17 protein-coding genes are annotated in these 19597 nt (G+C 61.5%); 9 read left to right on the forward strand and 8 right to left on the reverse strand.

The annotated features are described in order from the left end of the window. Positions 1-15: 15 nt before the first annotated feature. Complete coding sequence (locus KUV72_RS03415) at positions 16-738, reverse strand: SDR family oxidoreductase (protein WP_206942667.1); 723 nt, start codon at positions 736-738, stop codon at positions 16-18. A gap of 121 nt (positions 739-859) precedes the next feature. Between KUV72_RS03415 and KUV72_RS03420 the strand changes: the two genes are divergently transcribed. Then, the gene (locus KUV72_RS03420; protein WP_222237430.1) at positions 860-1786 is read left to right on the forward strand and encodes a LysR family transcriptional regulator; all 927 of its coding nucleotides are present in this window, start codon (positions 860-862) and stop codon (positions 1784-1786) included. Positions 1787-1846: 60 nt separating this feature from the next. On the opposite strand, the gene KUV72_RS03425 is transcribed toward KUV72_RS03420, so the two are convergent. After that, positions 1847-2611 (reverse strand): SDR family NAD(P)-dependent oxidoreductase, encoded by a 765-nt coding sequence (locus tag KUV72_RS03425; protein WP_315857842.1) that lies wholly within the window; start codon positions 2609-2611, stop codon positions 1847-1849. Positions 2612-3000: 389 nt separating this feature from the next. On the opposite strand from KUV72_RS03425, the gene KUV72_RS03430 reads away from it, so the two are divergent. From KUV72_RS03430 to KUV72_RS03445, 4 genes are all read left to right on the forward strand, one after another. Beyond that, positions 3001-3744, forward strand: a complete 744-nt coding sequence (locus KUV72_RS03430; protein WP_206942665.1) for a ribonuclease activity regulator RraA — start codon at positions 3001-3003, stop codon at positions 3742-3744. Positions 3745-3852: 108 nt separating this feature from the next. Continuing rightward, a complete protein-coding gene (locus KUV72_RS03435; RefSeq protein WP_222162066.1) occupies positions 3853-4860 on the forward strand; it encodes a Bug family tripartite tricarboxylate transporter substrate binding protein in 1008 nt (335 codons plus the stop codon). 300 nt (positions 4861-5160) lie between these two features. After that, positions 5161-5670 (forward strand): tripartite tricarboxylate transporter TctB family protein, encoded by a 510-nt coding sequence (locus KUV72_RS03440; protein WP_222237431.1) that lies wholly within the window; start codon positions 5161-5163, stop codon positions 5668-5670. A 3-nt stretch (positions 5671-5673) separates the two neighbouring features. After that, positions 5674-7203, forward strand: coding sequence for a tripartite tricarboxylate transporter permease (locus KUV72_RS03445; protein ID WP_206942661.1), 1530 nt, complete (start codon positions 5674-5676; stop codon positions 7201-7203). A 274-nt stretch (positions 7204-7477) separates the two neighbouring features. On the opposite strand, the gene KUV72_RS03450 is transcribed toward KUV72_RS03445, so the two are convergent. Both KUV72_RS03450 and KUV72_RS03455 read right to left on the reverse strand, forming a co-directional pair. After that, a complete protein-coding gene (locus KUV72_RS03450; RefSeq protein WP_222237432.1) occupies positions 7478-9064 on the reverse strand; it encodes an aldehyde dehydrogenase (NADP(+)) in 1587 nt (528 codons plus the stop codon). 25 nt (positions 9065-9089) lie between these two features. Then, entirely contained in the window at positions 9090-9866 is a 777-nt protein-coding gene (locus tag KUV72_RS03455) for an SDR family NAD(P)-dependent oxidoreductase (RefSeq protein ID WP_222237433.1), read from the reverse strand. Between the two features lie 453 nt (positions 9867-10319). On the opposite strand from KUV72_RS03455, the gene KUV72_RS03460 reads away from it, so the two are divergent. The 4 genes from KUV72_RS03460 to KUV72_RS03475 all read left to right on the forward strand — a co-directional run bounded on the left by KUV72_RS03460 (position 10320) and on the right by KUV72_RS03475 (position 14251). Beyond that, a complete protein-coding gene (locus KUV72_RS03460; RefSeq protein WP_222237434.1) occupies positions 10320-11285 on the forward strand; it encodes a Bug family tripartite tricarboxylate transporter substrate binding protein in 966 nt (321 codons plus the stop codon). A gap of 116 nt (positions 11286-11401) precedes the next feature. Further along, positions 11402-11872 carry a tripartite tricarboxylate transporter TctB family protein gene (locus tag KUV72_RS03465; protein WP_222237435.1) on the forward strand — a complete coding sequence of 157 codons (471 nt, stop codon included), beginning with the start codon at positions 11402-11404 and terminating at the stop codon, positions 11870-11872. Beyond that, positions 11872-13386 (forward strand): tripartite tricarboxylate transporter permease, encoded by a 1515-nt coding sequence (locus tag KUV72_RS03470; RefSeq protein WP_261317304.1) that lies wholly within the window; start codon positions 11872-11874, stop codon positions 13384-13386. Before KUV72_RS03465 ends, KUV72_RS03470 begins: the two co-directional genes overlap by 1 nt. Positions 13387-13555: 169 nt before the next feature. Continuing rightward, positions 13556-14251: a FadR/GntR family transcriptional regulator gene (locus tag KUV72_RS03475; protein WP_206942652.1), complete on the forward strand. Its 696-nt coding sequence runs from the start codon at positions 13556-13558 to the stop codon at positions 14249-14251. 59 nt (positions 14252-14310) lie between these two features. Here KUV72_RS03475 and KUV72_RS03480 read toward each other — a convergent pair whose 3' ends face one another. The 4 genes from KUV72_RS03480 to KUV72_RS03495 all read right to left on the reverse strand — a co-directional run bounded on the left by KUV72_RS03480 (position 14311) and on the right by KUV72_RS03495 (position 19499). Further along, on the reverse strand, positions 14311-14811 hold the full coding sequence (locus KUV72_RS03480; protein ID WP_222237436.1) for a hypothetical protein: 501 nt from the start codon (positions 14809-14811) through the stop codon (positions 14311-14313). A 362-nt stretch (positions 14812-15173) separates the two neighbouring features. Further along, positions 15174-15701, reverse strand: a complete 528-nt coding sequence (locus tag KUV72_RS03485; RefSeq protein ID WP_222237437.1) for a class I SAM-dependent methyltransferase — start codon at positions 15699-15701, stop codon at positions 15174-15176. Positions 15702-16123: 422 nt separating this feature from the next. Next, positions 16124-18088 carry a tripartite tricarboxylate transporter permease gene (locus KUV72_RS03490; RefSeq protein WP_222237438.1) on the reverse strand — a complete coding sequence of 655 codons (1965 nt, stop codon included), beginning with the start codon at positions 18086-18088 and terminating at the stop codon, positions 16124-16126. A gap of 232 nt (positions 18089-18320) precedes the next feature. Beyond that, positions 18321-19499 (reverse strand): Bug family tripartite tricarboxylate transporter substrate binding protein, encoded by a 1179-nt coding sequence (locus KUV72_RS03495; protein WP_261317305.1) that lies wholly within the window; start codon positions 19497-19499, stop codon positions 18321-18323. Positions 19500-19597 lie beyond the last annotated feature (98 nt).

Below are 19597 nucleotides of genomic sequence, written 5' to 3' on the forward strand. Positions count from 1 at the left end.
GAGGCGCCTTTGCGATCAGGCGGGCTGTCGCGTTGCCGCGATGGTCACGTCGCGGATGTTGATATGCTGAGGCTGCTGATACATGTAGAGCGCGGCTGCGGCGATATCATCGGCATGCAGTACGCCTCCCATGGAGGCTTTCCACTGTTCGTAGCCTTCTATGATGTCGGGGTCTGTGGTGTGTCCCAGTAACTCCGTATCAACCGCGCCTGGATGAATGGCCATGACGCGGACGCCACTGTCGGCCACTTCTTCACGCAGGTTTTCGCTGATGGCACTCGCCGCGAACTTGCTGCCAACGTAAGCCGCGTGGTTGGGGAAGCTCTTCTTGCCGGCGATGGAACTGATATTGAGAATGGTGCCCGCACCGCGTTCACACATGGCGGCCAGCACGGCTTGGGTTCCATGCAACAGGCCCAGCACGTTGACGTCGAGCATTCGCTTCCACTCTGCTGCATCCTGAGTCGCGAGCTGGCCCAGCAACATGACCCCCGCGTTGTTGACCAACAGGTCCGTGGGCCCGAATGTCTTCTCGGCCTCGCCAATGGCGTTGGCCAGGGCGGATGGGTCGGTCACATCGACCTGTCGGCACAGGCTGTCGGGAAGGTTCATCGCTTGCATGGGTTCGAGTCGGCGCGCCAGCAACAGCAAGGGGTGTCCGGCGCTGGAGAAATGGCGGGCGATTGCGGCACCGATGCCAGAAGAGGCTCCGGTAATGACAACGAGGGGCTTGGTCATGGTGTCACCTTTGCGTGTGAAAAGCCGTGCGAGACGGCCTTTGTGAATCGACAGGGGCGCATTCTGGGGCTTGCCGCTATGATGAAAAATCCATCCATTGCAAAATGACTGTTCACATTTTATGAACGATATCCCTTGGCGCTGGACGCGTGCCTTTCTGCTGGTTGCTGAGCACGGCAGTTTTACCGCGGCAGCCCATGCTTCTGGCCAGTCCAAGGCGAACCTCAGCCAGCAGATCACCGAGCTGGAACGCGCGCTCAAGGTGCAGTTGCTTCACCGCACCACGCGCCGCTTGCGCCTCACCAGCGTGGGGGAGGGGTACTTCGAGCGCGCGACTCTGGCGTTTCAGCAGCTCGATGCGGCCACCGAGTGGGCCATGCAGTCGACGCGAGAACTCAAGGGCGTGATTCGAATGAACGCGGTGGGTGGTCTGGTAGGCGAAGAACTCATTGCACCGCTGGTGTTTCGGTTCCAGCAGGCGAATCCCGGGGTCGAAGTGGAGTTGGACTTCTCCAGCCTGCGGGTAGACCTGCTGACGAGCCGCTACGATCTGGTGATGCGCATGGGCGAGCTGGAAGACTCCACGCTGGTGGCCAGGCGGCTGCACCAGGTCTCTACGCGCTATGTGGCAAGTCCGGAGTTGCTTGAGCAACACGCTCCCGTGCGCAGGCCCGAAGATTTGCAGGGGCTGCCGTTGATCTACGGGAGCGTTGATCACTGGTTATTGAAGCGGGGTAATCAGCAGCGGGTAGTACAGGCCCGCGGAGGCTTCAAGATCGTCAGTGGCCATGCCATGCGTCAAGCCGCGTTGTCTGGCCTTGGTGTCACCCGCTTGGTCGATGTCTACGTCGAGGCGGACATCGCCCGGGGTGACCTGGTCGAGGTATTACCTGATTGGTCTGATACGACTCCCTTGTCGCTGGTCTGCCCGCCCCATCGCTATCAGCTTGAGCGAGTGCGCGCGCTGATGAGCTGGTTGATCCAGGAGTTTCCTGACGTGTACACCCGGGCCCTGCGCGAGGGACTAGCGGCAAAGCGCGTGCGTTAGGAGGCCGCATTTCGGGCGCCGCGTGGGCGACGCGCCTGGATCCACCTTGTAGGGCTGTCGTTACCGCCCCATCCATCCTCCATCGACCGTCATGACGGTGCCGTGCATATAGTCCGAGGCGCGGGAGGCGAGAAATACGACAGGTCCCTTGAAGTCATCGGGGCTGCCCCAGCGTCCAGCGGGGATTCGGGCCAGGATGTCGCGAGATCTGTCGGAATCTTCCCGCAGTGCCTGGGTGTTGTCAGTGGCGATATACCCGGGCGCGATGGCATTGACGTTCACGCCATGGGCCGCCCATTCATTGGCAAAGGCCTTGGTCAGCTGGGCAATGCCGCCCTTGCTGGCGGCGTATCCCGGTACCGTGATGCCGCCCTGAAACGACAGCAGTGAAGCAGTGAAGATGATCTTGCCGCTGCCCCTGTCGACCATGTGTCGACCGATCTCCCGGGTCAACACGAAAGGTGCACTTAGATTGATGTCGATCACCCGGTCCCACAGCGCGTCCGAGTGTTCATGGGCTGGCGCGCGCTCGATGGTGCCGGCGTTGTTGATCAGGATATCGATACGTCGCTCACCAAGTCCTTCCACCAGCGTCATCAGCGCCTTGCGGTCAGACAGGTCGCAGGCGATACCCTCGAAACGTCGTCCCAGCTTGCGCACTTGTTCACCCAATTCGTCACCATCGCTGGCCATGCTGGCGCTGACGCCGATGATATCGGCACCGGCTTCAGCCAAGGCCAGCGCCATGGCCGCGCCGATGCCTCTGCGAGCCCCTGTTACCAGCGCCGTCTGTCCAATCAGGGAAAAGTGGCTAAGCATTGTCATCCTGTGTCTCCTTGAGCCTGGTGTATCCGTTGGTGGTGACGAGCAGCTTCTCATCTCGACGTGGTGAGGTGCCATCGGCGATCCACCCGCAGAGGTGTGGGGAACAGACGTCGTGTTGATTGCTTGGCCTGGGTTAATACAAATATTGTCTTGTTATACCTATGTCTAATCGCCAGGATGGCGTCGCTATCTGGCGTGCTATTTTTACGTAAAAAATGTGTTATTTCAGCGTTTTGGTGATTGATATTGAAAGCGATGTAACATGCTTCTTGGCTCTGAAAAGGTGTGAGGATAGACAAGTTGTAAAAAGTTGTTTGAAAAGCGGCAGGGCGATTTCTATAGTGACCACGTCACTTACCGGCCCGGTGGGCCCAGAACAGGCGAAGCCCATGAGCATCATCAACGATTACCCCCACCCCGAGTTGTCCAGCCTGACCCGTGAGCGCCTGATGCGCGCGTCGACGGCATCGCTGCACACCTTGCTGCACAAGCGTGGCCTGAAAAATACCTACATCCAGAACGTCGGACGCATGAACACTGCCCAGGTCAAGATGGTGGGGCAGGCGTACACACTGCGCTATATCCCGGCCCGGGAAGATCTCGACACGGTCGCTGCGTTTCGTGATCCAGAGCATCCCCAGCGCCTGGCCGTCGAGACAGTGCCACCGGGGCGTGTTCTGGTGTCCGACTGCCGTCAGGATGCCAGCGCCGCCAGTGCCGGGAGCATCCTGCTGACCCGGTTGCAGGTGCGCGAGTGCGCGGGCTTTGTGTCCGACGCGGGAGTGCGTGACTCGGAGTACGCCGAGACCATGTCGATGCCGGTGTTCTGTACCAAGCCCAGTGCCCCGACCAACCTGACCAAGCACCATGCCGTGGACATCCAGCAGCCCATCGGCTGTGGCGGCGTCCCGGTCTACCCGGGCGATGTCCTGGTGGGTGATGGTGACGGCGTCATGGTCATTCCGCTGGAGCTGGCTGATGAAGTCGCAGAAGAGGCGGCAGGTATGGAGGCTTTCGAGGCCTACGTGCTTGAGAAAGTCAGCGCTGGGGCCAAGGTCATCGGCCTTTACCCGCCCAACGAGCAGGCCCAGGAGGAGTATCAGGCCTACCTGCGTCAGCAGCAGTCGCGTTGAGGTTGCAGCACTGATGCAGCCGCGCTGACGCCTCACTGCAACACGATGACTGGTCACTTCCAGTGGCCACTCACTCGACTATCACAATCAATAATGAAAGGAGCCGCCATGACTGCTCACACCTTGCTCTCGACTCGCCAGTGGTCACGCCTTGCTTCCGTCACGACCGGGGGTACCCTGGCAAGTGTTCTCCTGGCTGCCGCAGTCGCCGTGCCTGTGGCCCAGGCCGACTTCCCCCAGCGCGACGTGCGAATGATCGTGCCGTGGCCGGCGGGAGGTGGTGCCGATGCCATCTCGCGCAAAATCAGTAATCTGGCCGAGCAGGCGCTGCCGACCTCTGTCTACGTCGAGAATATCGGTGGTGCTGTCACCGCGACCGGCCTGATGCAGTTGGCCAAGGCGCGTCCTGATGGCCACACCATCGGAGTGCTGACCTACGATAGCGTGGTGACCTTGCCGCGGGGCAATATGGTCCCGGGCTACTCGCTGGATAAGCTTGAACCCTTCGCCCGTGTGACCCAGGAGGCCGATGCCATCGTGGTGTCGAAGCAGTCTGGTTACGGCTCCTACGAAGAGCTGATCGAGGCGGCCCGAGCGAACCCCGGTACTGTGCGCATTGGTGTAGCGCCGGAAGGATCTGGTCCTTACCTGGCGGTACGCCGACTGGAGGCCGCGACCGGGGTGAGCTTCAACGTGATCTCCTATCCGGGGTCCTCCACTGCGGAGGCCGAAGCCCTGTTGTCCGGAGAAATCGACGGAGCGATTTCGAGCCTGGGAGACTTCTCCGGCATCCTGTCCTCCGGCGATGCGCTGGGTGTGGTCGAACTGTCCGGTTCACAGAATCCTGCGTACCCGGAGGTCCCGCCGATCTCCGAGTTTGGCATCGAGCTTGAGACCGGCAGTTTCATTGTCCTGGCGGCCCCCGCGAATACCCCCGAGGACGTGATCGACACGCTGGAGTCCGCCTATCAGGACGCCTACGAAAGTGATGAGTTCCAGCAGTGGGTCACCAGCATTGGAGTGACGCCAGGGTGGCTGGGCAGCGAGGAGGTCGACGACTGGATCGCCAGCTACCAGCAGAGAACCTTTGCCGCGATGGATGAGCTGAACCTGTAAGCCTGACGCGAAGGTCGCCAGCATCTGGCGATCTTCGCCGATCGCCACCCACGGAAACGGATCAGAGGACCTTGGGAAGCGCTGAATACATCAGCCGAGCGGATTGAGAGGCTAGGCGCCCGCAGCGCAGCACCCGGAGCCTATGCGGTATAGGTGAGGAGTGCGAGCAGCGCGCAACGCAGCGACTCGTCCGCGCAGGCATTTATGCAGTGTTTCCCTTACTTCGCTGTCTGTTTCCGTTCCTACCCAATGATCATTGTGTGGTCGGCTCCTGGTTGCGGGGGCCGAGAGAGGTTCCCTATGTCCCGATTTTCTGTCCCCACGATGGCGCGTGCACTGGGCACCGGCGCCGCCTGCTTTCATGGTGTCCTGGCGCTGATGTCGCTCGGTTACCTCATCGTCACCTTGACCATGGGGCCACCGCTGCAAAACGGCAAGCTGACGCCGTCCTTCTTTCCTTTACTGATAGGTGCGCTGGCGAGCGTGCTGTGCCTGTTGCAATGGCGTTCTGCGGTTCACGAGAACCTTGCAGCGACAGCCTCGGACGCATCGCAAGCGACGGTGCAAGCGCGGGCACATCGCTTTTCGCCTGAGCTTCTGTTGATGCTCGCAACGCTGGTGTATGTCCTGGCCTTTCAGGGGATTGGCTACCTGCTGTCTACCCTGATCTACGTGCTGACGGTGATGATGCTGTTCTCTGGCGTCGATAGGTGGCTGTCGAAGGTAGCGGTCGCCATGGTCATCACTGGGGTGGGCTACCTGTTGTTCCAGCAGATTTTCAATGTACGTCTACCGGCGCTATGGGGGTGAGCCATGGATTTTCTGACACAAGTGGTAGCGAGCTTTGCTCTGCTGCTCAACCCCACCGTACTGTTCTACGTGGTGGCCGGTTTTCTGATCGGCACGGTGTTTTCGGCGATTCCAGGACTCACCGCCACCCTGGCGTTGGCGCTGCTGCTGCCGCTGACCTATAGCCTTGACGTGACCACCGCGCTGATGGCCTGTGCCAGCATTTATATGGCCGGCATGTGCGGCGGCAGTATCACCGCCACTACCATCAATATTCCCGGTGCTCCCTCGTCGATGATGACCGCCCTGGAAGGCTATCCCATGCAGCAGCGGGGCGAAGGGCCTCTGGCGCTGGGGCATGCCTCCTTCGCCTCGATGATCGGGGGCGTCTTCGGAGCGGTACTGCTGGTGCTGCTGGCGCCCTTGATCGCTGACCTGTCGCTGCTGGTGCAGACCACTGGCAAGTGCGCGCTGATCCTGTTTGCGCTGATCGTGATTGTCATTGCCCAGCGTGGCAACGTCCGCCGTGCCGGCATTGCCGCGTGCCTCGGGTTGATGTTGGCGACGGTGGGGCTCGATGCCATGGTGCCGGTGGCCAGGTTCAGCTTTGGTAGCGGCGACCTGGCGGCAGGTATCGATTTGATGCCCGTCATTATCGGCACCTTTGCTATCAGTGAGCTACTGACCCAGTTGGCCGAGAACGACAAGGCCTTGAGTATTCGTGAGAAGTTGAAGGGGGTGGCAAAGATTCGCCGTCGCGACTTCATCCCTTCGCGCTCGGCGATTCGTCGTATCGGCGCCGCCTGCTACCTGAAATCCTCGACCATCGGCTACCTGGTCGGCACCCTGCCCGGCGCAGGTGGCTCCATGGGGGGCTTTCTGGCCTACGTGGAAGCGGTACGTACCTCGAAAGAGCCTGACACTTTCGGCAAGGGCAATCCCCAGGGAATTGCCGCAGCGGAAAGCGCCAACAATGCGGTGTGTGGCGGTGCCCTGGTGCCGATGCTGACCTTCGGTATACCGGGTGATCCGATTACCGCGATCGTGCTTGGTGTGCTAGTGATCAACGGCATCCAGCCCGGACCCCAGTTGATGGAGTCCCAGGCCGGGTTAATCGCCCCGATGCTGGCGGCCCTGATCTTCAGCGCCTTGATCCTGATTCCGTTGACGATGTATCTGCTGGGTCCGTACTTCATCCGTATTGTGCGCATTCGCCGGGACGTGCTGTTCGGCTCGATCGCCATGCTAGCGGTGGTGGGCAGCTATGTGGCCACTTACTCCACCTTCCAGATGATGATGACCCTGATCATGGGGGTGCTGGCCTTCTATCTGCGCAAGCACGGCTACCCGGTGGTAACCCTGCTGCTGGGTTTCATTCTCGGCCCAGGCCTGGAAGAGTACCTGCGGCGTGCGCTGACGTTGTCCAATGGCGACCTGACGGTGTTTGTGACCCAGCCTGATAGCCTGTTCTTCCTGGTGCTGACCGGCGTCTTTGTCTACTTCCTGGCAATCCGCAAGCCAGTACAGCTCAAACGTCGCGAAAGCACCGGCTGAGGGCGGCGATACCTGGCATACCTTCGCGCCTGATCCTGTCACTACGACGGGGTCAGGCGTTTTGTTGCACGACCCCGAAGGCACGGCCGTGGCTGAATCAACTCGCCTTTGGGGGGGGAGTGAGAGGGGGCCATGGGCCGCCAGGCACCGATGACCGCTATCAACAAGAAGGCCCTCGCCTGTGGCGAGGGCCTTCTTGTCTTCGTAGTGGCGGTCTTCTCTTAAGTCCCGCCACCCTGGAAAGCGTGGCGGCTAGGCCCGTCTTTCGAAAGGCCTAGCCCTGGCGCTTGCCGTTGACCTGGCGTAGCAGGCCCAGCGGGTTGTCGGCCTTGAGACTGTCCGGCGCCAGCGCCTCGGGCAGCGCCTGATAGCACACCGGGCGCAAGAAACGCTGGATAGCGGCACTGCCAACCGAGGTGGTGCGCGTGTCGGAGGTCGCGGGCCAGGGGCCGCCATGGACCATGGTGTGACACACCTCGACGCCGGTGGGCCAGCCGTTGAACAGGATGCGGCCAGCGCGGCGTTCGAGCAGTGGCAGTAACCGCTCGGCTAGCGCATGGTCGGCCTGGTCCAGGTGGACTGTGGCGGTTAGCTGGCCCTCCAGAGCGCTCAGCACCTGCGTCATCTGTTCTACCGACGCACATTCGACGATCAGTGCGCAGGCGCCGAACACCTCGTCGTGCAGGGCGTCATTGCCGATGAACGCGCTGGCGCTGGTGCGGAAAAGGTGCGGCTGACAGGGGCAGGCGAGGTGCCCGGTATCCTTGCCCTTGGCGACCAGGGCAACGTCCGGCTGATCGGCGAGTTGGGCTACGCCCTGCTGGTAGGCGGCGTGAATGCCAGGAGTCAGCATCAACTGGGGGCCCGCCTCTCTGATCGCCTTGCCGGCCTGGTCGACAAAGCGTTCCAGGGCATGGCCGGACAGTGCCAGGATCAGGCCCGGGTTGGTGCAGAACTGCCCGGCTCCCATGGTCAGAGAAGCGACGAAGGCCTCACCCAGATCCTCAGCCGCCGTTTCCAGCTGGTGTGGCAACAGCAAAACAGGGTTGATGCTGCTCATCTCGGCGTAAACCGGGATCGGCTGCGGGCGCGCCTGGGCGGTGCGAAGTAGCGCAGTACCCCCAGTGCGTGAGCCGGTGAAGCCAACCGCCTGGATGCGTGGGTCTCGCACCAGGCCCTGACCGAGTTCGCGGCCGCTGCCGTAAAGCAGCGAGAAGACTCCCTCGGGCATGTCGCACTCCCGCGCGGCTTGCTGAACGGCACGTCCGACCATCTCCGAGGTGCCAGGATGAGCGGAGTGAGCCTTGACGATCACTGGACAGCCCGCTGCGAGGGCAGAAGCGGTGTCGCCTCCTGCCACTGAGAATGCCAGCGGGAAGTTACTGGCGCCAAATACCGCCACGGGACCCAGTGGCACCTGCTGCTGAACCAGCGCTGGGCGTGGCATGGGCGTGCGTTCAGGAAGGGCATCCTCCACGCGCACGCCCAGGAATTCGCCACTGCGCAGCACCTCGGCAAACAGCCGGAGCTGCCCACAGGTGCGGCCGCGCTCGCCTTCCAGACGGGCCTTGGGCAGGCCGGTCTCGGCCATGGCGCGCTCGGTCAGAGCATCACCCAGGGCATCGATGTGGTCGGCGATGGTGTCCAGAAAGCGGGCTCGATCACCAAGTGGTAGCTGTCGGTATGGCAGGAAGGCATCTTCCGCCAGCTGGCAAGCTCGCTCGATCTCGGCGGCCCCTGCGCTGGGGTAGGTGGGCGACAGCATGTCTCCCGAGGCGGGATTGATGGCGGCGATACCGCGTTCGCCAACATCGCCTGCCAACGACTGAAAGCCGATCAACTGGTGTCCTTCAAGTGTCATGACCATCTCCTGTTCGAAGGGGCGCTCAGGGGCACATCTGGCCGCCGTTGACGTCGATGACCTGGCCGGTGATGTAACCGCTGGCGGCGTGGGAGGCCAGGAACAGGAACGACGGCGCCACTTCCTCGGAGGTGCCAAGGCGACCCATGGCGATGGTGGAGGCGATCTTGGCCTTGACCTCATCGCTCTTGTCGGCGTGGAAGGCGGTGTCGATAGTGCCCGGTGCGACGATGTTGAAGCGCACCTTGTCCTTTGTGAATTCCTTGACCCAGTTGCGGTGGAGGTTATGCAGCATGGCCTTGGAGCCGCCGTACAGGGAGGCGCCCAGGCCGCCGCCTTCGCGTCCGGCGATGGATCCGGTGCTGATGACGCTGGCGGTCTCTCCGCGCTTCTCGGCAGAGGCCTTCAGATGCGGCATGGCGAAGCGGGTGGTCATGATGACCGAACGCAGGTTCAGGTCCATGACCAGGTTGAAATCGTCGTCTTCAAGGGACTCGAGACCCTTGCGTACACCCAGGCCACCTGCGTTGTTGACCAGCACGTCGAGGCTGCCGAACTGCTCGACGAATTCGTTGACCAGGGTCTCGCACTCGCCGCTCTTGGTCAGGTCGCGCTCATAGTAGGCGAAGCGCGCACCTTCAGATTCCAGCTGGGCAATCAGCTCCTCGGCGGCGGCGTCCTTCTGGCTGCTGTTGATGCCGACGATGGCACCCTCGCGAGCGAAGGCGACGGCGGCGGCGCGCCCGATGCCCTTGGTGGAGCCGGTGATAAGGACGGTCTTGTCGTTGAGGTCGGCAAACATGAAAAGCTCCTGAACAAAGCGGGCCTGCGACAGGCCGCATCATGGGATGGTTCGGTGCGGGGAGGGCGCAGGGCGCCACCCTCGATGTTGTGCAGCCAACCTTAGCCCAGAGTCTTATGGTCTTCAAACAAATAAGAACAAGTAGCGCTCGTACTTTGGTCTTGTTGGGGTGGTGAGTGGAGAGGTTAAGTGCTGTGTCAGGCTTGCGATGTGGTTTGTTTTTAATTGTGCAAAATATTGTTTTATAACATTTTTATTCGATTTTGTGTGCGAGTTTTTAAGCGCTTTTGCGCCTAGACGATGCGTCTGTCCTGTTCCCGTTAGCATAAAGTATAAGTTGTAATAACTTGTCTGTTTTGCGGTCCGAGGGCACTCTTGCAAGCGTTTATTCCGGTGCCGAGCAAATGCGTTGACGCCGGAGCTTCCGACGCTAGCTGACAAGAGAGATAACCCATGCGAACGCTTCCACGCCTGCTATGTGCTTCCCTGCTGGTGGCGACCTCCTCGGTCGCGGTCGGTGACGACTATCCCACCAAGCCGATCACCCTGATTGTGCCCTGGTCTGCCGGCGGCGGCACCGACGCCGTGGGTCGACAGTTCGCTGCCGGGCTGCAGCAGGAGCTGGGGCAACCGGTCAATGTGGTCAACCGCACCGGCGGCTCCGGTGTGGTCGGTCACATGGCGATGAAGATGGCGCGTCCGGACGGCTACACCCTCGGCCTGGGTACCGCTGAGATCGCTACCTATCGGCACATCGGCACCGCGGATCTGTCCTACGAAGACTTTACCCCGATCGCGCTGCTCAACCTCGACTACGCCGCCTTTACCGTCAACGCCGAGGCGCCCTGGCAGAACCTGGAAGAGGCGCTGGCGGATCTGGCCGAGTCACCCAACGAGTACACCGTGTCGGGCTCCGCGCCCGGCGCTGCCTACCATCTGTCCTTCGCCGGCTTCCTCGACCAGCAAGGCATCGATCCCAACACCGTCAACCTGGTGCCCAGTGAGGGGGCGGCGCCAGGTCTGCAGGAGCTGGCTGCGGGCGGTGTCGATATTGTCTTCTCGTCGCTGCCGGAAACGGAGTCCATGCGTGAGTCTGATCGTGTGCGCACGCTGGCGGTGCTATCCAGCGAGCGTGAGGACGCCTTCCCCGATATTCCCGCCGCTGGCGAGGTGACCGGCGATGACTGGTCCCACGGTTCCTGGCGTGGTCTGGTCGGCCCCGAGGGGCTGCCAGAAGACGTCACCGAGCGCCTGCTGAGCGCGGCTGAGGCCGTGTGGAACTCCGAGGATTTCCAGGCGTTCATGGAAGGCCGTGGTTTCGGTGCGGTATGGGAAGGACCGGAAGGCTTCGAGGCGTTCATGGCCGAACAGGACGCCAACAACGCATCCATCATCGACAAGCTGGGCCTGGCCCAGTGATCGACCTTCGGTCTTCACCTGCTGATGGTGGGTGGGGACCGTCAGTGACACTTTGTAGAAGCGCCGCTTGGGCGGCGCCTCTCCGCTGATGCGTCTGCATCAAGGAGACATGTCTCATGCGTACCAGTGATGCAATATCAGGAACCATGGCGGCGGCCTTGGGGGCTGCTCTCATCGTGGCTTCTGCCGATTTGAGCCCATTGCCGCGGCAGGTCTACGGCGCCGGGACCTTTCCCAAGGTGGTCGGCGGGCTGTTGTTGCTGATGGGGGGGCTGCTGATCCTCAAGGGCTTGCGACAGCGCCAGGCCTTGGTGCGCTGGTCGGGCAGGGTGGCCGGTCGCCCCTTCCTGCTGGCGCTCGGTGCGGTGGTGGCGAGCGTCATTGCCTATGTGCTGCTGACTCCGGTGCTCGGCTTTCCGGTTGTGGCGGTGACGCTGTTGACGCTGCTGTTCCGGATGTATCACCGCCGCGGCTGGGGCCGCGCGCTGCTGATCGCGGTGATGGCGACGGCAGTGATCTGGATGCTGTTCGCCCAGGTGCTGCACGTCCCCCTGGCTCCCGGACTGCTTGAACAGGTGCTCTACTGATGAACGAATTACTGCAAGCTGCCTCCATGGTGCTCAACGCCGAGGTGATCCTGGTGATCATCGCGGCCTCCCTGTTCGGGCTGTTCATGGGCGCGATTCCTGGTCTTACTGCGACCATGGCGACCGCCTTGCTGGTGCCGGTGACCTTTTTCATGGAGCCGCTGCCGGCGATCGCCGCCATCGTCTCAGCCACCGCCATGGCCATCGTCGCTGGTGATATACCTGGGGCGCTGCTGAGGATGCCGGGTACGCCGGCGTCTGCGGTCTACGCTGACGAGGCCTATCTTCTGGGCAAGAAGGGCAAGTTGGGGCTTGCCCTCGGCATCAACGTCACCTGCTCGATGCTGGGTGGCATTATTGGCGTAGCGGTGCTTGCCCTGTTTGCCCCGCGGATCGCTGAATTTGCGCTGCAATTCACCAGTGACGAGTATTTCTGGTTGGCCTTGTTGGGGCTGTCCTGCGCCATCCTGGTGGCCGGTGGCGATCCGCTCAAAGGTGCTATTTCGATGCTGATCGGCCTGTCTCTGGCGATGGTCGGCATGGACAGTGTGTCCGGCCAGATGCGCTTCACCATGGGCAGCTATGACCTGCTTGCCGGTATCTCGTTGCTGCCGGTGCTGATTGGTCTGTTTGCCATTACTGAACTGCTGCGCAGCCTGCCTGGGGCGGGACAGAGCGCCACCAACGTGGAGACGCCCAAGGGCAAGCTGCTGGACGGCGTTGCCGGGACAACCTGGCGCTACAAGGGGGGCGTTGCCCGAGGGGGCCTGCTTGGCACCATGATCGGGGCGCTGCCCGGCGCCGGCGCCGATATCGCGTCCTGGATCAGTTATGCCATCAGCCGCAAGCTGTCCCGTGAACCACAGAAGTACGGTACCGGTCATCCAGAGGGGCTGGTCTCGGCCAGCGCCGCCAACAACGCGGCCCTGTCCGGCGCCTATATCCCGGCGCTGGTGTTCGGCATTCCCGGGGATACCGTCACCGCGATCATCATCGGCGTGTTGACCACCAAGGGCATCACCCCGGGCCCGGACGTCTTCACCGAGCAGGGTGCCCTGGTCAACGCCATCTTCATGGTGTTCGTGCTGGCCAATCTGCTGCTGCTGCCGCTGGGGCTGATGGCGATCAAGGGGGCCGGCAGGTTGCTGGCGGTGCCCACAGGGGTTCTCTACCCATTGATCCTGATGTTTTGTATCGTGGGTGCCTTCTCTGCCAACAACAGCATGTTCGACGTCTGGATCATGCTCGGCCTGGGGCTGGTCGGGGTCTTCCTGATGGAGAACGACTTCCCACTGGGTCCGCTGATTCTGGCCTTTATCCTCGGCCCCATCATCGAGAGCAACTTCATGCGCTCGATCCTCAAGTCCGACGGCGACCTGATGGCCTTCGTCGACCGGCCCATCGCCATGGTGCTGGCGGGGCTGGCGATTCTGACCTGGACCCTGATCATCGCCAACGGCATCTGGAAGGGGCGTCAGGCAGGCAGGCCTGGCAAGGCCAAGACGGTGGCCTGAGCGGGGAAATGCGCCAGTGTTAGGGCAAGGAACGGCGAAAGGCGCCCGGGTACGACCTCAAGGTCCAGTGCAGGGCGCCGTTTGCGATGGTAAAAAGGGAGGGGGCCACGGCGGAGTGACGAGCCGGACGGGCAACTTCCAGGGAACAAGAGATCCGGAGCAAGGCAAGATGGCATTAGAGGCGAAATTTTCACTGGCTTCGGCGGTCTACGAGAAGATTCTGGAAGCGATCATCGAAGGCCAGTACCCGGTCAATGAGAAGTTGCCCACCGAGGCGCAGTTGTGCCGTCGCTATGAAGTCTCTCGCCCGGTGCTGCGCGATGCCCTGGCCCGACTCAAGGAGGATGAGCTGGTGGTGTCCCGGCGCGGCTCCGGCAGCTTTGTCATTCGTCAGCCTGACAGCGCGGTGCTCAAGTTTGCGCCTATCTCAAGCATTGCCGACATTCAGCGCTGCTTTGAGTTTCGCACCAACGTCGAAGCGCGGGCAGCGCATCTGGCGGCGTTGCGACGCACCCAGGAACAGCTCGACCAGATTCGTCGCTGCTACGACATCATCGATGAGGCCAATGCTCGCCACGATCTGGCTACCGACGAAGACTATCGCTTCCATCTGGCGATTACCGAAGCGGCCAGCAACCACTACTACACCACCGTATTGAAGTCGCTTAACGAGAGTATCAAGGAAGGGATGAACCTGACTCGTGGGCTGTCACTGATGGCGTCGCAGGCGCGCCTGCGACTGGTACAGGACGAACATCTGGCCATCGTCGACGCCATCGCCGCCAAGGATGGAGAGGCTGCAGAAGCCGCCATGCGCGCCCATATCGACAATGCCCGACATCGGATGTTTGAAGGCACGCGTTAGCCACTCGTCTGGCGTGCGCCTGGCGGGCCCCATGGAATCGATGAACCCTCAGCAGCCGGCTATCGCCAGAACGTCCACCAGCGACGCTCCTTGCCCGTCGGGCGCCGGACGTGCAGGGCATCGATGAAGGGATTGATGTCGTGAGTCAGGGTGAGAAAAGCCCGATCCACCGCAGCTCTACCATATTGCGCTTCCAATTCGGCCCACCTGGCCTCTGGCAGCACGCTGAAGGCCAGGGTATCGCTGCCTTCCGATTCCCATACCATCCTGATGCTGTAGTCAGGGGCCATCAGTTCGTTGATCGTCATCAACGTGATGTGCCGGTCCCCCGGTGACTGGGTCAGCGGCACTGCCCGTGATCGTTCTGCGTAGGTGATGGTCAGCACGTCGTCGACCCAGTGGGAGCCCAGCATACCGGTGTGGGCGACGGCCTCGCAGTAGTCAGCCAGCACGGCGTCGTCATCTCGCCAGTCGACCCAGAAGACTTCTTTATCATCGGCCAGCAGAAGATCAAAGATATCATCGGTCGGTTCAGCGATGAGTTTCTCTACCAGGTCCATGGGATGCCTCCATGTCAGAGAGGGGCTGGTGATCGCAGGCTGGAGATTGTCGAGGCCGTCAGAGGTCAGGCAACGAGAACGGGGTGAGTGTCGATTTTTCCTGCTGCATGAGAGGAGAGTGATACTCGAGTCTACCGCCGGGCAGGGGCGATAGAGCAAGTTAGGGAGCGACATCTGGGCGTTGCCGCATAGTTCCTGCGAACGTTGCCAGGGTGGCGGGCTATAACTGCCACAGTGCTCGTTGCACGGGTAGGTGGCACGGTGTCGGCGTAGTCCAAATATAGTCGCAGTGCCAGAGGTGACGCGTGACCATTGCTATGGTGCCTGTGCTGCATGGGGGAAAGAGGTCTGAATGGTATGCTTCAACTTGCAGCGGTCGGACGTTTTTTTGCCATCACAGAGTAGATGTGCCAGTGCTTGGGTTTACCGAAAGATGTTATTCCGGCTTTATCATGTTCGTCGAATGTCACGACATCAAAACCTGTCAATAAGGCCGCTACCTCAGCGCGTGTAAGTGGGTTAGTAGGACCAGAGGGGCGATTAGCCCAAGAATCTCTTATGCCCATAAAGTCACCGGAAAAGACGCCTCCAGGCTGAATTGATCTTTCGAGTTTCTCCCATGTTGCGGAAAACAGCTTGGGTTCAGCAAAGTAGAGGCTCGCGTGAGCAATGATGATGCCTGCCTTGGGATATGAAAAGGTCTCGAAGGCTTCGTGCGATATGTACACATTAGGATGTGAATGAAATCGCTCAGTACACACAGAGAAAGTGTCTGGATGGATATCAAATGCGTGAACGGCGTAGCCAGCTTGTGAAAGGTATTCAGTGTCAGCTCCGGCGCCACAACCGCAGTCGATCGCAACGTAGCAGCCAGACTCGTCAAGAGACACAGCAGTCTCAGTACGAAGAGAGTGCGGACGGCGCCTAGCGCTACGAGAAAACTTGTGATGCTTGTTTCCGGGTGTCTGCACGAGGAAGGCCTTTGGCAATGTCACGAGCTCAGCTTAGATGGTTGTCGAGACGACATCTACTAGCGTCAGCGACAGGATAGAGATGGAATATGTGCAATGGCGGAATTTGACGTGGATTCTTCATAATTAACGAAGAATACGCCATGAGGTGAGTGCCTCACGCTTGCCGGATTGCTGTCGATGTCAATGCGAGGATGATGTTGTTCCTTTACAAATGCCCGTGAATACCGCCAGGTCGATGTCGGTATCGATTGGAGGTGGCTGTCACTGCATAAGTTGGAATACATGGCTCCGCCGGGAGACTGCTGCGGGGCGGAGCCTTGTATGGATTGCGGACGGACCTAGAGCCAACCGAACAGCAGCGGGTCCAGCAAGCCTTGCGGGTAGGTCAGGGTGAGGAAGGTTGCCATGCTGACCAGGAATCCCGTCACCCCCATGGCCATCAGCAGGGCCAACCACCACCGCAGCTTGGCAATAGCCAGCAGGAAGACCAGAGTGAACAGCGTGGCGGTGGTGATAAAGCCGATCGAGAGCATGGCACCGACTAGCGCAAAGAACCCGATGAGCCAGACGCTTTCACGCTCCAGACCTTGCTGCTTCCAGCGGGGACGGCGAATCACGCTGCGCGCCACTTCCGCCAGACAGGCCACGGCCATGATGGCGATGGCCAGGCGGGGCATGATGCCGCCGATGAGTGACAGCTCGGAGACGTTGATCCAGGCGCTGGCCGCCAGGACCAGCAGGGCCACCAGCAGGATGATGTCGATGATGCCGAGCTGATGCGGCGGCTTGTCGTCGTTGGTCTGGGTAGCAGCGGCCCCGACAGACATGGCCTGGCGGCGTTTCTTGACGCCGGCACCAATGATCGGGATGAACAGCGCAGCCAGGATCATGGCGCCGATGATCAGCACACCGGGACGCAGGAAGGCGTCAGCACCCTGAAACTGTACCGCCTGGTAGAAGTAGGCCTCAGCCCCTGGGGCGAGGACGAAGCCGATCAGGAAGGCGGGGCGTGACCAGTTGGCGCGCTTGAACAGCACGCCGATGACGCCGATGGCACCCAGCGCCAACAGATCACCGGTGGCTCGCGTCGCCTGGAAGGCGGCGAAGATGATGAGCACGGTGATCAAGGGAGCCAGGGTGGCGAAGGGCACCCGGGTCAGGTTGGCCACCGGGCGTGCCAGGAGCAAGCACATGGCGGCGCCAAGGATGTTGGCAAGGGCCAGTGACCAGATGATGGTGTACGTCAGATCAAGATGGGTCTCGATCATGCCAACGCCAGGTTGCAGGCCCAGCAGCAAGAGACCGCCGAGAAACACGGCGGCAGTGCCCGAGCCCGGTACCCCGAACAGCAGTGTTGGTACCATGGCGCCGCAGGCGCAGGCGTTGTTGGCGGATTCCGGGGCGATGACGCCACGAATGTCGCCCTTGCCAAATGCGGACTTGTCCTTGGCGGTCTGGACCGCATGACCATAGGTCAGCCAGTCGACGACAGAGCCCGCCAGGCCAGGAATGGTGCCCACCAGGCTGCCGATGGCGGCGCAGCGGGCGACCAGGCCACGCTGTTGGCCAACGTCCTGAATGCCGCGGCGCCAGCCTTCACCAAGGCGGCAGGGCTTTTCGGCGATAGCGCCACGTTTGACCAGCAGGTCGATGATCTCGGGCAGGGCGAAGATGCCCAGGCCGACAACGACCAGGGGCAGGCCATCAAACAGGTAATCGATGTCCAGATTGAGACGAAACTCACCGGTGGCCGGGGCCATGCCGATACCGCCTACCAGCAGGCCGAGCCCGCAGGCGGCAAGCCCCTTGAACAGATCTGCGCCTGACAGCACCGCCACCATGGACAGGCCAAGCAGCGTCAGCATGAACAGCTCTGATGACGAGAAGGACAGTACCAGCGGGCGGGCGATCAGGATAAATCCGGTCAGCACCACCGCACCAATCAGGCCACCGATCATGGAGGACAGGAAGGCGCTGGACAGGGCCCGGGCTGCCTGGCCCTTCTTGGCCAACGAAAAACCGTCGATAACGGTGGCTTGAGAAGCGCTGGAGCCAGGGATGCCGAGCAGCACGGAGGCAAAGGTGTCGCCAGTCGGGATGACGGCGACCAGTCCCATCAGCATGCCCAGTGCCACCGTAGGCTCCATGCCGTAGAGGAAAGGGAGCAGCAGGGACATACCGGCGATGCCCCCGAGTCCGGGAATGATGCCGACGATCAGGCCGACCATCACCCCCAGCAGCATGAACAGCATATGGGACAGGGTGAACAACTGTCCCAGGCTGGAGAGGAAGATATCAAGCATGGCGTTGGACTCTCGTATTGTCGTAGCGCTGGGGCGTGCTCCCAGCGCTGTTATCGTCACGTTGTTGTAGTCGATCTGTAAGCCGAGCGGTGAGCCGAGCGGTGAGCCGAGCTGTGAGCCGAGCTGTGAGCCGAGCTCTTTTCGGCAGTCCTAATAGAGAAGCTGCGGTTAGTCGCTGATAGCGCCGGAGTCCGCTGGTGTCTGCAGGAGGACTGCGCGGCGCTTGCGCCATTCAGATCTGGGCGTTGTGTTTTTCCTTCAGCCAGTGGGTGAGCCACTCACGTGTCGCATCATCAATGCTCATGGCGTCTTCCAGGTGGCGCTGGATGACTTCGCCGACCACCGGGGCATAGGGTCCCAGCTGAGCTTCAGCGTCCTGCTTGAAGGCGTCGGTAGCGATGAACTCGCGTGCCGCGTCACGATAGGTCTCGATCAGGTCTGCCGGGGTGTCCTTGGGTACCACAATCAGCTTCTGCAGCGCGTAGCCCGAGGCGAAGAACTTGCGAAAGGCTTCGTAGGCAGGGCCTGTTGGCGCTTCGCCGTGGCGAGCGGCGTAGACTTCATTGAAGGTGGGCAGGTCGGGGAAGGCGGGGTCACGTACGATCTCGCCTTCATCGTTAAGCAGCCCCAACGAAAACAGCGGGACCGCCTTGCCGGACTCCACCAGCGGCAGGACGTTGCTCAAGTAGGCTGAGCTGGTTTGAAAGTCGATGTCGGCCTCACCTCGCTCGAAGGCCAGTCGACCTTCGCCACGGCTGCGCATGCCGAATACGGCCTGGACGTCGGCGCCCAGCAGATCCAGAGCGATCAGTACTGGCAGTTCCAGGCCGGTCGGGTTCTGGGCGGCGATCTTGACCTGCTGGTCGAGCATCGCATCAATAATGGCATCGGCGTCTTCGCCGAGACTCGGCTGGCCGTAAACCACGCCGCCAGTAGGCGTGGCCAGGATCGGCGTCCATTCCTGGTAGTCGTAGCGAACGCGGCGGTCATCCAGCATGGCCGGGTACTGAGTCGATGCAGAGGTGCCTAGCCAGTGGGAGCCATCCGCCTTGGCCCGCATGGCGAACAGGTTGGCTCCGTTGATCGAGCCTCCACCTGGGACGTTATCAATCATGATGGTGGGTTCGCCGGGCAGGTAGTCGCTGAGCCAGGGCGCGAAGAAGCGAGCCCACACGTCGGTGCCGCCACCGACGCCAAAAGGCACTGTCCATTTGATGTTGCCTGGAACATCGGCGTCATCGGCTTGGGCCATGCCGCAGAGCGTCGCAGCGGACACGGCGAGGCCTAGCAGGGTGGCGCGAGCCATGCCGCGAAGCCGAAAGACTGAGGGTGATGACGTCGAGGAAGACGGCTGCGACGAGAAGTGCTGTAGCGAGAGGTGCTGTGAGGAGACAAGCTTTGGCTTGGTCATGGCGTGGTTCCTTCTGTGTTGTCGTTATCAGGGGCCTGCCGTTGTCGGCAGTGCCCGTAGCGCTGACATCATCGTCATGCGACGAGGCCAGAGCGGGA

Source organism: Halomonas sp. DP4Y7-1 (genome assembly GCF_019800705.1).
Classification (GTDB): Bacteria; Pseudomonadota; Gammaproteobacteria; order Pseudomonadales; family Halomonadaceae; genus Halomonas; species Halomonas litopenaei_A.